Origin of the sequence: Paenimyroides aestuarii (genome assembly GCF_024628805.1) — a bacterium.
GTDB lineage: Bacteria > Bacteroidota > Bacteroidia > Flavobacteriales > Flavobacteriaceae > Flavobacterium > Flavobacterium aestuarii_A.
This window is the reverse complement of record NZ_CP102382.1, coordinates 157,190-174,079: the sequence shown is the minus strand read 5'-3', so window position 1 is coordinate 174,079 and position 16,890 is coordinate 157,190. Positions and strand designations below refer to the sequence as shown.

The following is a 16,890-nucleotide window of genomic DNA, read 5'->3' as shown; positions in this document are numbered from 1 at the left end:
AAAGAATATGGTTCGTTATAAACGGCATTTCGCTTTAATAGTTAATTAATTGAAAAGGCAGACAGATCAAAATTCTTTTTCTTGCTATCTTTGTTTTATGAAACGACTAATTATTTATGCTACTAGCTTATTAAGTGCAGGAGCTTATTCGCAAATTGGCGATGCCATTCACTGTGGATACGACTTTACCAGTTATATAGTTGTAAAACCTCACGAAGACGGCAAAACACAAACCATAAACGGTTTAAAAATGACTATTTGCGATGAAAATGGCAACGAAGTAATAAATAAAGATTTTAAGTTAAGTTGGAAAAATAACAACCAACCGTTGCATTTTGTTCGCAATTACAAAATTGATTCTAATAATAAAAAGTTAGAAGGTTTTGACGAAGGTAAATGGTTTTATTATTTTGCCGATGACCATTATTTGGTAACAGTTTCCAATACCTTTAATGCCGAAGATTATTATTTAAAAATCGAAGATACAGATGGCATTGAAAATGGCGGACATTTTAAAACCTTTATGATGCAATTGGCGCCTTATAATATGTATATCTTATGCACGTCAGAGGAAAAGCAAAAAGCCATGCAATTTGGTAGAAGAATGAACAAACCTATTGATGTGGTTTTAGAAAAATATTAAATGAAAAACGGAAGAACAATTGTCTTCCGTTTTTTTATGATTAGTTGATAACTGTTTCTTTATCTTTAAAATACATTTCTGCAAAAGTAATGTTTCTGCCATGTTCAATACGTTTGTGAAATACCTCTGGACTTATTTCGTTTGGTTTAGAGAAACCGCAAGCTCCAATAAATTCTCCAAAAGCTTTCATGGTGTTTTTATGAAAAGTGGCTACACGCACTGATTTGTCTGTAATATCCATTCCTTCATACAACAAAGGATCTTGAGTGGCGATACCAACAGGGCAGTGTCCGCTGTCGCATTGCAAGGCTTGAATGCATCCCAAAGCAAACATCATTCCTCGGGCACTGTAACAAGCATCGGCACCTAATGACATATTTTTGGCTAAATCAAATGCTGAGATAATCTTTCCGGCAGCGATGATTTTAATTTGGTCACGCAAATTGTATTGTTTCAATATCTTGTTTGCAAAAACCAATGCATCCGATAGTGCCATTCCCATATAATCGATAAATTCTAATGGTGCAGCCCCGGTTCCACCTTCAGCGCCATCGATTGTAATAAAATCGGGATAAATTCCGGTTTCGCTAAACGCTTTGATGATATCTGTAAACTCGTCTTTTCGTCCAATACAAATTTTAAAACCTACGGGTTTACCGCCACTTAAATTACGCATTTTTCCAATAAAGTATGCCAATTCAATAGCATTGCTAAAGGCAGAGTGCGATGATGGCGAGTGTACGGTTGTAAAAGGTTTTACATTACGAATTTTAGAAACCTCTAAAGTGTTTTTCTCAGCAGGTAATAATCCACCATGACCGGGTTTCGCTCCTTGAGAAAGCTTTAATTCGATCATTTTAACGTCGTCATATTGCGCTCTTTCGGCAAATAAGGCATCATTAAAAAAACCATTTTCATCTCTACAGCCAAAATATCCGGTTCCAATTTGCCAAATTAAATCACCTCCTGATCTGTGATATGGTGAAATACCACCTTCTCCGGTGTTGTGCGCAAATCCTCCTAATTTAGCACCTTTGTTTAACGAAATAATCGCTTTTTTACTTAATGCGCCATAACTCATTGCGCTAATATTATAAATACTTGCACTGTAAGGTTTGGCACATTGATCATTTCCAATTAAAGTTCTAAAGTTAAAATCAGAGATGTTTTTTGGATAAACAGAATGCGAAGCCCATTCATAACCAATGCGGTTTGGGTCATCTTGCATACCAAAAGATACGGTTTGCTTGGCGTTTTTAGCACGTTGGTAAACAATAGAACGCTCACGGCGGTTAAAAGGTTTACCATCTAGCTCACCTTCCCAAAAATATTGACGCAATTCCGGGCGAATTTCTTCTAAAATGTATCTTAAACGCCCAATAATTGGATAGTTTTTGCGAATGGTATGCTTCGTTTGAAAAGCATCTTTAAACGCTAAATAAAACAAAACTGCAGGCAATATGAGTGATATTATACTCCAACTTCTAAAGATTACGAGGTACAATGTCACAATTAAATAGGTAATAACAAATGCCCAAATAACTTGCCTAATTACAAAACGATTAAAAAATTTTTGATGTAACATACATTTTTAAATGCAAAAATTGTTGTTGTTTAATAATTGATTTTAATACCTATTGTTCTTAATTTTTTTATAAAATAACCATCAAGCTTCTCTTTCAAATTCGAGGTCTTTATTTTATTCTAGAAAACCTGTTCATTTTCTAAAATGAAAAAAGAAAAATAGTGTTCGCAAAGGTAATAAACATTTTGATTTTAAAGAGTATTTTTCCATTTAATATTACACCCAACACTTGGTTTTTGCAAAGGATTAACACTTCGGTTGTACAAGATTGAATCAATGGCGTTGCGAAGGTCATTTCCATTGGTAGGAATTCCGTTTTTTGGGCGTGAATCGTCTAATTGACCGCGATAGATTAATTTGTTTTGTGCATCGAACAAATACAAATCGGGAGTGCATGCAGCATCGTATTTTTTTGCTACTTCTTGCGTTTCATCATATAAATAAGGAAAACCGAATTTATGGTGAAAAGCAAACTCACTCATTTTTTCAGGGGCATCATCAGGATATGCAATAGCGTCGTTGCTGGAGATGGCTACAAATCCAATTCCTTGTACGCGGTAATCATTTGCCACACGAACAATTTCTTCTATTACATGCAACACAAAAGGGCAGTGGTTGCAGATAAACATAACAACTGTTCCGTGGTTTCCTTTTATGTCATTAAACGATTTCCATTCGTTGCTATTTGTATCGGGCAGAAAAAAATCGGCTGCTGTTGTGCCTAAGGCTAACATTTTTGATGGTGTACGTGCCATAATGTTTTTTGTTTACTACGAATATAAACTAAAAAAAGCTGGTTTTCAAAAAACCAGCTTTTAAATATTAAGATTATATATCTACTAATAGTAAACGTATCTGCGTACTTTAGCAATGTGTTTTGCTAAACGAATCACTTGGTGGCTGTAGCCATATTCGTTGTCGTACCAAATGTATAGTACAATGTTTTTACCATCGGCAGAAACAATTGTTGCGTTAGAATCATAAATTGCTGGTGCTGATGTTCCAACGATGTCTGATGAAACCAATTCGTTGTTTAATGAATATTTAATTTGCTCTACCAATTCGCCTTCTAAAGCATATTGTTTCATTATTTTGTTTAAATCTGCTACCGAAGTTTCTTTGCCAACTTCTAAATTTAAAACTACTAATGAACCATTTGGAACAGGTACACGAATGGCATTAGAGGTTAATTTACCCGCTAAACTTGGCAATGCTTTTGCAACTGCAGAACCAGCACCTGTTTCGGTAATTACCATGTTTAAGGCAGCTGCTCTTCCACGACGGTATTTTTTGTGCATGTTATCCACCAAATTTTGGTCGTTTGTATAAGCGTGAATGGTTTCTAAATGTCCTTTCACCACTCCTAATTCTTCTTCAATAACAGCCAAAACAGGCGTAATGGCGTTTGTTGTACAAGATGCAGCAGACCAAATCGGAGTTTCGTCGATGTTGTAATTTTCATGGTTTACACCATAAACAACATTTGGAACACCTTTTCCTGGCGCTGTAAGTAAAACTTGTGTTGCACCTTTTGATTGTAAGTGGCGTGATAAAGCGGCTTCGTCTTTAAAAACACCTGTGTTATCAATAACCAATGCATCGTTGATACCGTATTGTGTGTAATCGATATCTTCTGGTTGAGCGGCAGAAATCATGCGAACTGGTGAACCATTGATAATCAACGATTCGTTTTCAACATCAATTCCTACTGACCCTTCAAAATCTCCGTGGATAGAGTCTAATCGAAGTAAAGATGCACGCTTTTCCAATGAAGCTTCATCGTTTTTATCGCGTGTTACGATTGCTTTTAAGCGTAATTGTTGACCTTTACCAATTTTAGCCATTAATTCGCGTGCTAATAAACGACCAATACGACCAAATCCGTATAAAACAACGTCTTTTGGCTCAATTGTATTTCCTTCTTTTGCACCTTTTAACTTGTCCACAACAAAAGACAAAGAATCGTTGTATTTGTTGTCTTCTAGATGGAATTCATACGTTAATTTACCAATATCAATGCGCGCTGCTGGTAAGTCTGCGGTTTGAATGGCACGAGCAATTTCAACAGTGTCAAAAATATTAATAGGTTTTTCAACAAATTTTGCAGCATATTCGTGTAAATTAATAATGTCGCTCACGCTACGGTCAATCAATTGATTTCTGAACAAAACCAATTCAATTGATTTGTCATACCATAAATCATTAACGATTTTAATAAACTCTACGCAAGCTTTTCTTCTGTCTGCTTGGAAAGCCAATTCTTTTTCGTATAAATTATTTTCCATTTGGGGTGTAAATTGTGTTGTATTTTAAAAAGTTGTACAAAAATATTAATTTTTATGATATACAAGCACATATAATTAAAAAAGTAGCTTTTTTATAAGCTACTTTTTATCAACACATTACAAAATCAATCGCAATCGTTCGCCTCTTGGAGTGATTAAATCCATGCGGAGTTGTTCCTGATTTAGTTTTGAAAGAATTTCGTTGGCATGTTCGGTATTTTTGATTTTTGAACCATTCACTGCCAAAATAATCGCATTTTTCAATTCACTTTCATAGGCTTTAAAACGCTCGTTGGATATACCGTTGATTTTAACACCGTAATTAATTCCCAACGCTTTTTGTTCTTTTGGCGACAAATTTTCAATTTCGAATCCGTTAAATTGGATTTGGGCAATTTCTTTTTTACTTAATTTAACCACTAATTCTTTGTCTTGATTGTTTCGTTTTAAAGAAACTTTTACTTCGTCGTTCGGGCGTTTGGTGGCAATGATGCTGTTTAAATCTAGAAAAGAATTGATTCCTTTGCCGTCTATTTTATAAATAATATCGCCTTTTTTGATACCTGCAGCTTCGGCTCCTGAATTTTTTGTTACGTTCTCCACATAAAATCCTTGTTTAAAGGTGAGCTTGTTTTCTGCTGCAATTTGACTGTTCACTTCATAACCTTGCACCCCCAAAATACCTTGTTGCACTTTTCCGTATTCCATTAAATCGTTCACTATTTTTCGAGCTAAATTAGAGGGAATAGCAAAAGAATAGCCCACATACGAGCCTGTTGCAGACGAAATCATGGTGTTGATACCAATTAAATCGCCGTTGCTGTTAACCAATGCACCGCCTGAATTTCCCGGATTCACAGCCGCATCGGTTTGAATGAATGATTGAATACCGTTTTCTGATAAATTGCGGGCTTTGGCTGAAACAATTCCAGCTGTAACAGTAGAAGTTAAATTGTACGGATTTCCCACTGCTAGCACCCAATCGCCCACACTAATGGCATCAGAATCGGCGAAAGTTGTAAACGGTAGTTTCTCAGACGTATTGATTTTTAAAAGGGCAATATCCATTTTAGAATCGGTTCCTATCAATTTTGCTTTAAAAGTACGGTTGTCGTTTAGCGTAATTTCCAATTCACTTGCACCTTGAATTACGTGATTATTCGTAATGATATATCCGTCTTCCGAAATAATCACGCCAGAACCCGTACCCACTTGCGCGTAGGTTTGTCCACCACCTTGGTATCCGTAGAAATATTCCATAATCGGGTTTCGCGGTGCATTTCTAAATGATACATTTTTAACGTGTACCACCGAATGAATGGTTTTTTCTGCGGCCAACTTAAAATTAGGCGCTTCAAAAACCGAATTGTTCACATTTCGAAAAGGTGCACTTGTGGTAATTTCTTTTGCGTTTTCAAAATAATTGGTATCTTCAAAAAACAATTTGTACGACCCCAATGTTACAACACCACTTAACAACGATGTTGCTAAAATAGTTCCTATATTTTTCATATAATTATTTAATGTTTATTTATTTAACAGTAAAATTACAATAGTACTAAATCATTAAAAAATAGTTTAACGCTTGTTAACACTACTTAACGAAGCTTTAATATTTTATATCTTTGCACAATGAAGCAATTAACATTTTATAAATACCAAGGCACCGGCAACGACTTTATTATGGTTGATAACCGCAGCCTTTTCTTTCAAAAAAATGATGCAGCAACAATCGCTTTTTTGTGCGACAGAAGATTTGGAATTGGCGGTGATGGATTAATTTTATTGGAAAATGATGCTACTGCCGATTTTAAAATGGTTTATTACAATGCCGATGGAAACGAAAGCACTATGTGTGGCAACGGCGGACGTTGTATTGTTTCGTTTGCGCATTTTTTAGGAATTTTTTCAAAAGATACTACATTCAATGCGATAGATGGTTTGCACCATGCAACTATTAACAAGGAAGGTGTTGTGGCTTTGCAAATGATTGATGTTTTAAAAGATACCATTAAAAAAGATAGTAATTACACTTTTTTGTTTACCGGCTCTCCGCATCATGTGGAACTAGTAAATGATGTGAAAAATTTTAATGTTTTTGAAAACGGGAAAAACATTCGTTACAGCGACCAATACAAACCGGGCGGAACGAATGTAAACTTCGTTGAACAATTATCAAACGATTCTTTTAAAATACGAACGTATGAGCGTGGCGTGGAAGACGAAACCTTATCTTGCGGTACCGGAGCAACGGCTGTGGCACTTGCAATGAACAGTTTAGGAAAAACAGCTGTAAACAAAATCACTATTCAGGTTGAAGGTGGAGAAGTGCAAGTGTCTTTCGATCAAAACGACGAAAAATACTACAACGTTATGTTAACGGGAGCTGCTCAACAAGTTTTTAAAGGAACAATTTTAATACCCTAAAATGTTTTTAAGAGGAAATAAAGTTCATTTACGTGCCTTAGAACCCGAAGATTTATCATTTTTATACGAAATTGAAAACGATGAATTGTTGTGGGAAGTAAGCCATACCCAAGCTCCTTATTCTAAATGGTTGCTTAAAAATTATTTGGAAAACAGTCATCAGGATATTTACGAAGTAAAACAACTGCGCTTGGCCATTGCCGAAAATGGCTCTAATCATTTAATTGGGTTAATAGATTTATATGATTTTGATCCTAAAAACAGTAGAGTTGGTTTGGGAATTGTTGTGAAAAGCAGTGAAGAACGAAACAAAGGTTTTGGCAGCGAATCGGTAGAACTTTTGTTGGGATATGCGTTTCATATCTTAAATGTTCATCAAATATATGTTAATGTTGCTGCAACAAACCATGCAAGTATCAAGCTTTTTTCTAAATTTGGTTTCGAAAAAGTAGGCGTTAAAAAACAGTGGAACAAAATCGGAGCTGTATATGTTGATGAACTGCTGTACCAATTAATAAATCCTTTAAATGAAAATTAATAAATTAGTTAGCTATGTAGCTGTACTTGGCGTTTTTGCTGCCTTGATTTTTGGTTACAGTCTATACAGAAAAGCTTTTACGCCCAATACCAATTTTGCAGATAAAAGTATTTACATTCATATACCTACCAATGCCACTTACAGCCAAGTGCAAGACTCGTTAAAAAAATATGTAAAAAACTACACTTCTTTAGAAGGTCTTTTTTCAAAATTGGGTGAATCGGCAACAGTAGAACCTGGAAGATACCTTATTGAAAATGGTTACAATAACTACCGAATTGTTAAAGCACTGCGCAGAAACGTGCCTGTAAAACTTACATTTAATAACCAAGAAACCCTTGAAAAGTTATTGCAACGTATTTCGTCGCAAGTGGAACCCGATATTGCAGATTTATACCAAACTTTTACGGAACCTGCTTTTTTGGAGGAAATGGGTATGAATAAAGACAATGTTTTAGCCATGTGCATGCCCAACACCTATGAAGTTTATTGGAATACCACTCCATTAAAAATCAGAAATATTCTGCAAAAAGAATACATCCGTTTTTGGAACGATGAACGAAAAGCAAAGGCAAAAGCATTAGGTTTAACGCCTGTTCAAGTGGCTTCTTTAGCTGCAATTGTTCAAAAAGAAACGGCAAAAGTAGATGAGCGTCCACGAGTTGCAGGTGCATATTTAAACCGATTGAACCAAGATATGCTGCTACAGGCAGATCCAACGGTGGTTTATGCTAAAAAAGCATTATCGAATGATTTTGAACAAGTTATAAAGCGTGTTTATTTAAAAGATTTAACATTAAACCATCCATTTAACACATATAAATTCAAAGGAATACCCAACGGATTAATCGCTATGCCCGACGAAAGTTCAATTGATGCGGTGTTAAATGCAGAGAAACACAATTATATATATTTTTGTGCCAGTGTTGAACGGATTGGGTATCACGAATTTGCATCAACCATCGACGAACATGCCAAAAATCGAGAAAAATATACTAGTTGGTTAAATAAAAGAAATATTAAATAAAAAAGAGTCGTAAAAAACCGCTTAAAAGTGTGTAATATGGTGTTGTTTTTTTAACTTTTATTTAGCAGCAACCAATCAAAAGTTTTAAGTGTTTTAAATAATTTTACACCCGAAATGAAATCATCCTTTTTAAAATATTACTTTTTGTTGATTGCTTTGCTTTTTGCGAGTATGAGCAATTATGCAAACCAGATGCATATTCTGCAAAATGGTAGCGAAAGTGGTTTTTTAAAGTATCAAAATACCGCCCACACACTAACTTCTCAAAAAAAGGTTGCAAATCATTTCGACAAAAAAGCTCATAAACAGGTTCATTTAGGAAAAATAAAACACATATATGTAAACCATTACAAAGCAGATTTTTCCGAAACAGAATTTGAACTTCAAAACGAATCAAAAATTCAAAAAGTAAAAGTGCTTTTAAAAGCTTTCTTTTTATACTTTTTAGTTCATATACCTACTTCTTACCACAGTAAAAAAAGCGTCCAAATTGTTGGTCAGCTTTCTACATTTTATTCCTACCTAAAAAATCAGGTTTTTATAAGCCTTTTGGTGATAAGACTGTGATTTTTAATTTTTTTAGATTGCATTTATAAACACGGCATGTGCTGAATGAGCACACATTGCTGCTTGTTTTCTATATCTTTTAAAAGAAGTGATTTAAACTTATTTTGTAAATAATAAAGGGTTGACGAAATTTGTGTTGCAAAACATATTCATTTCAAAATCAACCCTTATGTACAGTGTACTGAACAAAGATATAATAAAAAAAGAAATAGTACCTTATTTGCCATTAGCAAAACGAGGTTTTCAGGCAACAGTTCCTTTGGAAGAAATAGTAAATGCTGTACTTTACAAACTTAAAACAGGAGTTCAATGGCATCAACTTCCAGTTAAGGCATTATTTGAAGAAAATGTATTAAGTTGGGAATCGGTTTATTATCATTATCGAAAATGGTGTAAGGCAGATATTTTAAAAAAAATCTGGACAAGCATTTTAGAAAAAAACAAATCAAAATTAGACCTTTCGAATGTAGATTTTGATGGTAGTCATACCTCTGCAATTAGGGGTGGTGAAGAAGTAGAATATCAAGGTAGAAAGAAACGTAAAACCACTAACTCATTGTATTTAAGTGATAAACAAGGAATTCCATTAGCCATTTCAGAACCTGTAGCTGGTAACCATAACGATCTTTTTAACATAGAAGTTCAGTTTGAAGTGATAACGGGAACTTTAGAGCAAGCAAAAATTCCAGTTGAAGGACTTTTTTTAAATGCTGATGCGGGCTTTGATTCTAAAGAATTTAGGTTGTGTTGTGAGAAAAAAGAAATACATGCAAATATTTGTTTCAATAAAAGAAATGGCGATACAGATAGAGATGAATATTTTGACCAAGAACTTTATAATGAGAGATATAAAATAGAAAGAACAAATGCTTGGATGGATAGTTTTAGATCCATATTAAATAGATTCGACACAACAGTTACAAGTTGGCTAGGCTTTAATTATTTAGCATTCATCGTAATTGCTCTAAGAAAATTTAATAAAATAAAAGTTTAAATCACTTCAAAATTAAAAATCATTAATATTATTCATCATGATAAAAAAAGCGTTTGTTTTTTTAAGCTTTTCATTGGCTTTTTTAACTGTTGGTTGCCAGTCTCATAAAGAAGAAGCTCACGAGAAAACTACTTTTTCGGTAACCAGTCCGCTTGTCAAAGACACTATTATTTATAAAGATTATGTGGCACAGATACGTTCTGTGAACCATATTGAAATTCGTGCCCAAGAAAAAGGTTATTTGCAAAAAATATTTGTAGATGAAGGGCAATTTGTAAAAAAGGGACAATTGCTCTTTAAAATTATGCCTAATTTGTATGAAGCCGATGCTAATCGTGCAAAAGCCGAAGCAAATTATGCCCAAATAGAATACAAAAACACCAAACAGCTTTATGACAACAATGTGGTTTCTACAAACGAATTGGCACTAGCAAAAGCCAAATACGATAAAGCCCAAGCCGAATTGGCATCCATGAAAACCCATTTACAATTTACCGAAATACGAGCACCATTCGATGGAATTATTGATCGATTTCATGCGCGTTTAGGAAGTTTAATTACCGAGGGAGATCTGCTTACAGAGTTGGCAGACAATAGCAAAATGTGGGTGTATTTTAATGTGCCCGAAGCAGAATATTTAGATCAAATGGCGCATAAATCAAAAGATAGTTTGCTGCAAGTAAAACTAAAAATGGCAAATGGCGAACTATTTGACCACGACGGTTTTGTTGAAACCATTGAAGCCGATTTCGACAATGAAACTGGAAATATTGCTTATCGCGCTACTTTTCCAAACCCAAAAGCGCTACTTCGTTTTGGGCAAACAGGCAACGTAGTTATTAGTACACCTATTAAAAATGCACTGCTTATTCCGCAAAAGGCCACTTTTGAAGTACTAGATAAAAAGTATGTTTTTATTGTCACAAAAGGAAACATTGTAAAAGCACGCGAAATTAAAATTGCTGCCGAAATTCCACATATTTACATCGTGGGTAGCGGTTTGCAAGCAAGCGATAAAATTTTAATCGATGGCCTGCGACTTGTAAAAGAGAACGAAAAAATTTCGTACAAATTTATTCAACCAGCAAAAGTTTTATCAAGTTTAGAACTTTATGCAGAGTAATTAATCTCCCGAAAAATGTTTAAAAAAATCATTCATAGACCTGTATTCGCAATAGTAATATCGGTCATTATTCTATTTGTGGGTTCATTGGCTATTAAACAATTACCCACCTCACAGTTTCCGCAAATTGCCCCTACAACTGTTAGCGTATTCATTGCTTATCCGGGTGCAAGTGCCGATGTTTTGGTAAAATCGTCCTTAATCACTTTAGAAAATGCCATCAATGGGGTGCAAGGCATGCGGTATATTTCTACCGATGCAACCAGTGCCGGAGAAGCAACTTTAAATGTGGTTTTTGATCCCGGAACCGACCCCAACGAAGCAGTAGTATTGGTAAAAACACGTATTGATCAAGTAATGCCTTTACTGCCTGAATTGGTTCAGAAAGAAGGCGTTGTGGTCACACCTATTCAGCCAAGTATGCTTATGTATGTGAACTTATACAGTAAAAATAAAAGCATGGATGAAAAATTCTTGTACAATTATGCTACTGTAAACATTATCCCAGAAATAAACCGCGTTAAAGGGATTGCAAAATCACAAATATTAGGAAGCCGACGCTATGCCATGCGTGTGTGGCTAAACCCAGAACGAATGCGTGCGTACCGCATTTCGGTTGATGAGGTTATGGATGCCATTGGCGAACAAAGCATCATTGGTCGACCAGGTAGAATTGGTCAAAGCTCGGGTATCGCTGCCCAATCGTTGGAATATGTTTTAACGTATAAAGGACAATACAACAAACCCGAAGAGTATGAAAACATTATTATTCGTGCCAATTCAGAAGGTGAAAGTATTAAGTTGAAAGACATTGCCAACGTTGAGTTGGGAAGTGAGTTTTTTGATATTTATTCTAATTTAGATGGCGATCCGTCTGCATCTATCGTTTTGAAACAAAACTATGGCAGCAATGCCAACGAAGTAATTGAACAAGTGAAAGTGAAACTGGAAGAAATGAAACAAAATTTTCCCCCAGGTGTTGATTATAAAATTAGTTACGATGTTTCAAACTTTTTAGATGCATCCATAGAGCAAGTAATCCACACTTTGCGCGATGCATTTTTGTTGGTAGCAGTGGTTGTATTTATTTTCTTGGGCGATTGGCGCTCTACCATTATCCCCATTATAGCCGTTCCGGTTTCTTTAATCGGTGCCTTCTTTTTCATTCAGATTTTTGGATTATCTATTAACTTGGTTACGCTTTTTGCTTTGGTATTGGCAATTGGTATAGTGGTAGATGACGCCATTGTGGTCGTAGAAGCCGTACATGCCAAAATGGAAGAAAAAAACCTATCGCCATATAAGGCAGTGAAAGAAGTAATGGGCGAAATCAGCGGAGCAATCATTGCAATAACCATGGTGATGGTTTCGGTATTTTTACCCATTTCATTTATGACAGGACCGGTTGGAACTTTTTACCGTCAATTCTCTATCACCATGGCCAGTTCTATTGTGATTTCAGCAGTAATTGCCCTTACGCTTACACCCGTTTTATGTGCCATTTTGCTAAAAAATCATCATGGAAAACCTAAAAAAGCAACAATAATAACCCGATTTATTGATGCGTTTAACAGAGGTTTCGATAAACTTACAGGTAAATATGTGAGTATTTTAAAACGAATTGTAAACCGAAAATCGGTCACTTGGGCAGTATTACTTGTTTTTTGTGGAGCAATCTATGTGCAAAACCAATTTTTGCCCGGCGGTTTTATTCCTAGTGAAGATCAAGGAACCATTTACGCCATCATTCAAACCCCACCTGGATCCACCTTAGAACAAACCAATCAAGTGGCACGTAATCTTCAAAAAATTTGCGAAGAAGTTCCAGGAATTGAATCGGTTTCTTCTTTGGCAGGTTATGAAATTATGACCGAAGGGCGTGGTTCCAATGCAGGAACATGCTTAATAAACCTAAAAAATTGGAGCGATCGGGAACACTCCGTAACCGAAATTATGGAGGAATTAGAAGGCAAAACACGAAATTTAGGAGCAGTAATCGAATTTTTTGAACCACCGGCAATTCCGGGCTTTGGATCTTCTGGTGGTTTCTCAATGCGTTTATTAGATCAAAATGCAACTACTGATTACCATGAATTCGATAGAATCAATAAAGAATTTATGGCCAACTTAAACAAACGAAAAGAATTAACCGGTGTGTTTACATTTTTTGCTGCCAATTATCCGCAATATGAATTGCAGATAGATAATAATGCTGCGATGCAAAAAGGGGTTTCGATTGGAAAAGCTATGGAAAATTTAAACATTCTTATTGGTAGTACCTACGAGCAAGGATTCATTCGTTTTGGTCAATTTTTCAAAGTGTATGTGCAGTCATCTCCCGAGTTTCGAAGTTTGCCAAGTGATATTCTGAATTTATATGTAAAAAATGAGCAGGGTGAAATGGTTCCGTACTCCGCTTTTATGAAACTAAAGAAAACCCAAGGCCCCAACGAAATTACGCGTTATAACATGTACAATTCCGCTTCAATTCGCGGGCTTCCAGCGCCGGGTTATACTACTGCTGATGCCATTAAGGCAATCAATGAAACAGCACAACAAACATTGCCTCACGGCTATAAAATAGCTTGGGAAGGTTTATCATTTGACGAAGCACAACGCGGCAATGAAGCCTTGTATGTATTTGGTGTGGTTTTAATTTTTGTTTATTTGGTTTTAGCAGCACAATACGAAAGTTTCATATTGCCTTTGGCGGTAATTATGTCATTGCCAATGGGTATTTTTGGTTCGTTGTTTATGTTGAAAGCAATGGGCTTGGCAAACGATATTTATGCGCAAGTAGGTCTAATAATGCTTATTGGATTGCTTGGTAAAAATGCCGTGCTTATTGTGGAATATGCTGTGCAGAAAAGGCAAAGCGGTGCCACTATTTTAAATGCTGCTATTGAAGCTGCAACAGTTCGCTTCCGTCCAATTTTAATGACTTCTTTTGCGTTCATCGCCGGACTTATTCCGCTAATTTTTGCTCATGGAGCAGGTGCAATTGGCAACCACACCATCGGAGCATCTGCTTTGGGCGGTATGCTTTTCGGTACGCTTTTCGGGGTTGTGATTATTCCCGGACTTTATTACATATTCGCAAAAATTGCAGATGGACGGAAAATGATTAAAAATGAAGATGAATCGCCACTAACCAAAGATATTTATTAAACATGAACAAACAAAAACTATTTAAGTATGCAGTAATAGGCTGCATACTTTTAAACATAGCCGCATGTAAATCAATTGATATTAAAGAAAAACAAGAAAACCGAACAGTTCCTGCTGACTTTGGATGGATGCAAAATGACACCATTAACTCTGCAAAAATGGATTGGAAAACATATTTTACCGATGTGCATTTACAGCATTTAATAGAAACAGCATTCGAAAACAATCAGGAATTAAATATAATGCTCCAAGAAATTGACATTACAAAAAATGAAATTCGCTTGCGCAAGTCGGAATATTTACCATCGGTTGGTTTAAAAGCAGGTGCCGGAGTGGATAAAGTGGCTCGATTCACAAATATTGGAGCAATGGAAGCAACTACCAATATAGAGCCAGGCAAAGAAATGCCCGAACCATTAACCGATTTTGGTGTAGCCGCAGTTGCTAACTGGGAATTAGACATTTGGGGCAAATTGCACAACGCAAAAAAAGCAGCTGTAAACCGTTATTTGGCAACCATTGAAGGACAAAGTTTTATGAAAACACAGTTGGTTGCAGAAATTGCACAATCCTATTATGAGCTGTTGGCGCTGGATAATGAATTAACAATAGTGCAGCAAAACATCGAAATTCAAAACAATGCCTTGAATATGGTAAAACTTTTAAAAGAGGCAGCTCGGAGCAACGAATTGGCCGTTAAACGATTTCAGGCACAGGTTTTAAAAACCACTGGCTTGCAATTTGAAATTAAACAGCAAATTATTGAAACCGAAAACAGAATTAATTTTTTAGTAGGAAGATATCCGCAAACAATTGAACGAAGCACTGAAGATTTTTCAAACTTAGTTCCACAAAAAATATTCGCAGGTTTACCGGCAGATTTATTAGAAAACAGACCCGATATTAAGAAAGCAGAACTGTTGTTAGCGGCAGCAAAATTAGATATAAAAACCGCAAAAGCACAATTCTACCCATCGGTAGGTATTTCTGCAGCAGCTGGTTACAGTGCGTTTAACCCAAGTTATATATTTAAGCCTCAATCCCTTTTGTATTCGTTAGCAGGTGATTTGGTTGCCCCACTTGTAAACCGAAATGCAATCAAAGCAGCCTATTACAACGCAAATGCAAAACAAATTCAGGCGGTTTTTGAATATGAACAAACGGTGCTATCTGCTTATATAGAAGTGGCTAACCATTTATCTAAAATGCAAAATTTAGAAAACAGTTACAGTTTAAAACAGCAAGAAGTAGATGCACTAACACAATCAATCACCATTTCGAATAACCTTTTTAAATCTGCACGAGCAGATTATATGGAGGTGCTACTTACCCAGCGCGAAGCGCTTGAAGCAAAATTTGAATTGATTGAAACCAAAATGAAACAGTTACAAACTACTATAACGGTTTACAAAGCCCTAGGCGGTGGTTGGAATTGATCATTGAAATATAAAAAAAAGCTGTCCGACTTTTCGGACAGCTTCTTATTTCTTAATTCAATTTCTCAACCGTTGTTCTCCAAACATCTAATTCTGGAATACCTGGTTTGCGTTTTCCAAAGAACTGAACAATAATATCGCCCATTTCATTAAAAACTTCAATTGCTGTAACCACGCCATCTTCGGTGGGTTTGCGAACCACCCAAGTTTGTGCAATTTTGCTCATATCTAAATGCAGGTTAAAATCGGGATCCATGATATTGTACCATTCTTGATGCCACATGGTTTTGCGAATATTTCCTGTATGAATTTGGATGTTTCCTTTGTTGCCCACAAAAACCATAATTGGTGTTTTTTCTTTGGCAACTTCTTCTAGCATGGTGACAATTGCATCTTTTGAGATTTGCTTTGCATGAAAATCAGACGGAGCCAAACGCAATGCTTGTGTACGAGAAACACCAAATTTGCGCAACATTCCAAAAAACTCGTGGGTATCTTTTAAATCTATCCATGCTTGTTTAAAACCTTCTACATCAATTTCGTTGTCTGGTTTTTCGTCTAAGTTTACTGTATAAGCTTCGGTGGTTTCAAATGGTTGCTGATCTTCGCTTTTGTATTTTTCAACTAATGCATTAAAAGCCGTTTCATTGCTATCGGCTGTTAAAAATATTTTGTGAATCGCTTCGCCATCTTTTCCAAAAAACTGAATACTTTTTGATGTTCCACGTGCATTTTCTTCGATTACTGCAAATGCTTTTTTCCAATGCGACAAGAAAATTCGTAAGTCAATATCTTCGCCCACAAATAAACCTGCATGTGGATTAGAAAAATCTCCGTTCAAATAAATTCCTTTGCGTTCATGTACACATTCGTCGTTTCTGGTTAAAGCCATCACTTTGCCCAACGATTTCATTTCTGATAAAATTTCTTTAAATTCTGGGCGTAAACGTGTAACACCATTGTCTATTTTTGTTGCCAATAATTCCATTTCACTAACGCCTAATTGTGCTGCAGCGTTGCGTATTCTTAGCTGTGGTTGCTCTTGTTTTAGCAAATCCCATTGTGTTTTTAAACTTTCTGTTGTATTCATAATTGAT

14 protein-coding genes are annotated in these 16,890 nt (G+C 35.7%); 9 read left to right on the top strand and 5 right to left on the bottom strand.

The window, feature by feature from the left end; all coding sequences use genetic code 11:
• Positions 1-97 precede the first annotated feature (97 nt).
• A complete protein-coding gene (locus tag NPX36_RS00780) occupies positions 98-643 on the top strand; it encodes a hypothetical protein (RefSeq protein WP_257499543.1) in 546 nt (181 codons plus the stop codon).
• Between the two features lie 40 nt (positions 644-683).
• On the opposite strand, the gene NPX36_RS00775 is transcribed toward NPX36_RS00780, so the two are convergent.
• The 4 genes from NPX36_RS00775 to NPX36_RS00760 all read right to left on the bottom strand — a co-directional run bounded on the left by NPX36_RS00775 (position 684) and on the right by NPX36_RS00760 (position 6,025).
• The gene (locus NPX36_RS00775; RefSeq protein WP_257499542.1) at positions 684-2,228 is read right to left on the bottom strand and encodes an FMN-binding glutamate synthase family protein; all 1,545 of its coding nucleotides are present in this window, start codon (positions 2,226-2,228) and stop codon (positions 684-686) included.
• A gap of 191 nt (positions 2,229-2,419) precedes the next feature.
• Positions 2,420-2,983: a thioredoxin family protein gene (locus tag NPX36_RS00770; protein ID WP_257499541.1), complete on the bottom strand. Its 564-nt coding sequence runs from the start codon at positions 2,981-2,983 to the stop codon at positions 2,420-2,422.
• A gap of 84 nt (positions 2,984-3,067) precedes the next feature.
• Positions 3,068-4,513 (bottom strand): glyceraldehyde-3-phosphate dehydrogenase, encoded by a 1,446-nt coding sequence (locus NPX36_RS00765; RefSeq protein ID WP_257499540.1) that lies wholly within the window; start codon positions 4,511-4,513, stop codon positions 3,068-3,070.
• A 117-nt stretch (positions 4,514-4,630) separates the two neighbouring features.
• The gene (locus NPX36_RS00760) at positions 4,631-6,025 is read right to left on the bottom strand and encodes a Do family serine endopeptidase (protein WP_257499539.1); all 1,395 of its coding nucleotides are present in this window, start codon (positions 6,023-6,025) and stop codon (positions 4,631-4,633) included.
• A 120-nt stretch (positions 6,026-6,145) separates the two neighbouring features.
• Between NPX36_RS00760 and dapF the strand changes: the two genes are divergently transcribed.
• The 8 genes from dapF to NPX36_RS00720 all read left to right on the top strand — a co-directional run bounded on the left by dapF (position 6,146) and on the right by NPX36_RS00720 (position 15,793).
• Positions 6,146-6,940, top strand: a complete 795-nt coding sequence (gene dapF, locus NPX36_RS00755) for a diaminopimelate epimerase (RefSeq protein WP_257499538.1) — start codon at positions 6,146-6,148, stop codon at positions 6,938-6,940.
• 1 nt (position 6,941) lies between these two features.
• On the top strand, positions 6,942-7,478 hold the full coding sequence (locus NPX36_RS00750) for a GNAT family N-acetyltransferase (RefSeq protein ID WP_257499537.1): 537 nt from the start codon (positions 6,942-6,944) through the stop codon (positions 7,476-7,478).
• A complete protein-coding gene (gene mltG, locus NPX36_RS00745) occupies positions 7,468-8,505 on the top strand; it encodes an endolytic transglycosylase MltG (protein ID WP_257499536.1) in 1,038 nt (345 codons plus the stop codon). The genes NPX36_RS00750 and mltG overlap by 11 nt, the downstream gene beginning before the upstream one ends.
• 114 nt (positions 8,506-8,619) lie before the next feature.
• Positions 8,620-9,072 carry a hypothetical protein gene (locus NPX36_RS00740; RefSeq protein ID WP_257499535.1) on the top strand — a complete coding sequence of 151 codons (453 nt, stop codon included), beginning with the start codon at positions 8,620-8,622 and terminating at the stop codon, positions 9,070-9,072.
• Positions 9,073-9,241: 169 nt separating this feature from the next.
• Complete coding sequence (locus NPX36_RS00735; RefSeq protein ID WP_257498440.1) at positions 9,242-10,066, top strand: IS5 family transposase; 825 nt, start codon at positions 9,242-9,244, stop codon at positions 10,064-10,066.
• A gap of 37 nt (positions 10,067-10,103) precedes the next feature.
• Positions 10,104-11,189, top strand: a complete 1,086-nt coding sequence (locus NPX36_RS00730) for an efflux RND transporter periplasmic adaptor subunit (protein ID WP_257499534.1) — start codon at positions 10,104-10,106, stop codon at positions 11,187-11,189.
• 15 nt (positions 11,190-11,204) lie between these two features.
• A complete protein-coding gene (locus NPX36_RS00725) occupies positions 11,205-14,357 on the top strand; it encodes an efflux RND transporter permease subunit (RefSeq protein ID WP_257499533.1) in 3,153 nt (1,050 codons plus the stop codon).
• Positions 14,358-14,359: 2 nt separating this feature from the next.
• Positions 14,360-15,793: a TolC family protein gene (locus tag NPX36_RS00720; RefSeq protein WP_257499532.1), complete on the top strand. Its 1,434-nt coding sequence runs from the start codon at positions 14,360-14,362 to the stop codon at positions 15,791-15,793.
• 52 nt (positions 15,794-15,845) lie between these two features.
• Here NPX36_RS00720 and NPX36_RS00715 read toward each other — a convergent pair whose 3' ends face one another.
• A complete protein-coding gene (locus tag NPX36_RS00715; protein WP_257499531.1) occupies positions 15,846-16,883 on the bottom strand; it encodes a hemin-degrading factor in 1,038 nt (345 codons plus the stop codon).
• Positions 16,884-16,890: the final 7 nt, after the last annotated feature.

Excerpts from the sequence above, each read along its gene's own strand:
- NPX36_RS00780 (WP_257499543.1), top strand. The coding sequence starts at position 98 with ATGAAACGACTAATTATTTATGCTACTAGCTTATTAAGTGCAGGAGCT.
- NPX36_RS00775 (WP_257499542.1), bottom strand. The coding sequence starts at position 2,228 with ATGTTACATCAAAAATTTTTTAATCGTTTTGTAATTAGGCAAGTTATT.
- NPX36_RS00770 (WP_257499541.1), bottom strand. The coding sequence starts at position 2,983 with ATGGCACGTACACCATCAAAAATGTTAGCCTTAGGCACAACAGCAGCC.
- NPX36_RS00765 (WP_257499540.1), bottom strand. The coding sequence starts at position 4,513 with ATGGAAAATAATTTATACGAAAAAGAATTGGCTTTCCAAGCAGACAGA.
- NPX36_RS00760 (WP_257499539.1), bottom strand. The coding sequence starts at position 6,025 with ATGAAAAATATAGGAACTATTTTAGCAACATCGTTGTTAAGTGGTGTT.
- dapF (WP_257499538.1), top strand. The coding sequence starts at position 6,146 with ATGAAGCAATTAACATTTTATAAATACCAAGGCACCGGCAACGACTTT.
- NPX36_RS00750 (WP_257499537.1), top strand. The coding sequence starts at position 6,942 with ATGTTTTTAAGAGGAAATAAAGTTCATTTACGTGCCTTAGAACCCGAA.
- mltG (WP_257499536.1), top strand. The coding sequence starts at position 7,468 with ATGAAAATTAATAAATTAGTTAGCTATGTAGCTGTACTTGGCGTTTTT.
- NPX36_RS00740 (WP_257499535.1), top strand. The coding sequence starts at position 8,620 with ATGAAATCATCCTTTTTAAAATATTACTTTTTGTTGATTGCTTTGCTT.
- NPX36_RS00735 (WP_257498440.1), top strand. The coding sequence starts at position 9,242 with ATGTACAGTGTACTGAACAAAGATATAATAAAAAAAGAAATAGTACCT.
- NPX36_RS00730 (WP_257499534.1), top strand. The coding sequence starts at position 10,104 with ATGATAAAAAAAGCGTTTGTTTTTTTAAGCTTTTCATTGGCTTTTTTA.
- NPX36_RS00725 (WP_257499533.1), top strand. The coding sequence starts at position 11,205 with ATGTTTAAAAAAATCATTCATAGACCTGTATTCGCAATAGTAATATCG.
- NPX36_RS00720 (WP_257499532.1), top strand. The coding sequence starts at position 14,360 with ATGAACAAACAAAAACTATTTAAGTATGCAGTAATAGGCTGCATACTT.
- NPX36_RS00715 (WP_257499531.1), bottom strand. The coding sequence starts at position 16,883 with ATGAATACAACAGAAAGTTTAAAAACACAATGGGATTTGCTAAAACAA.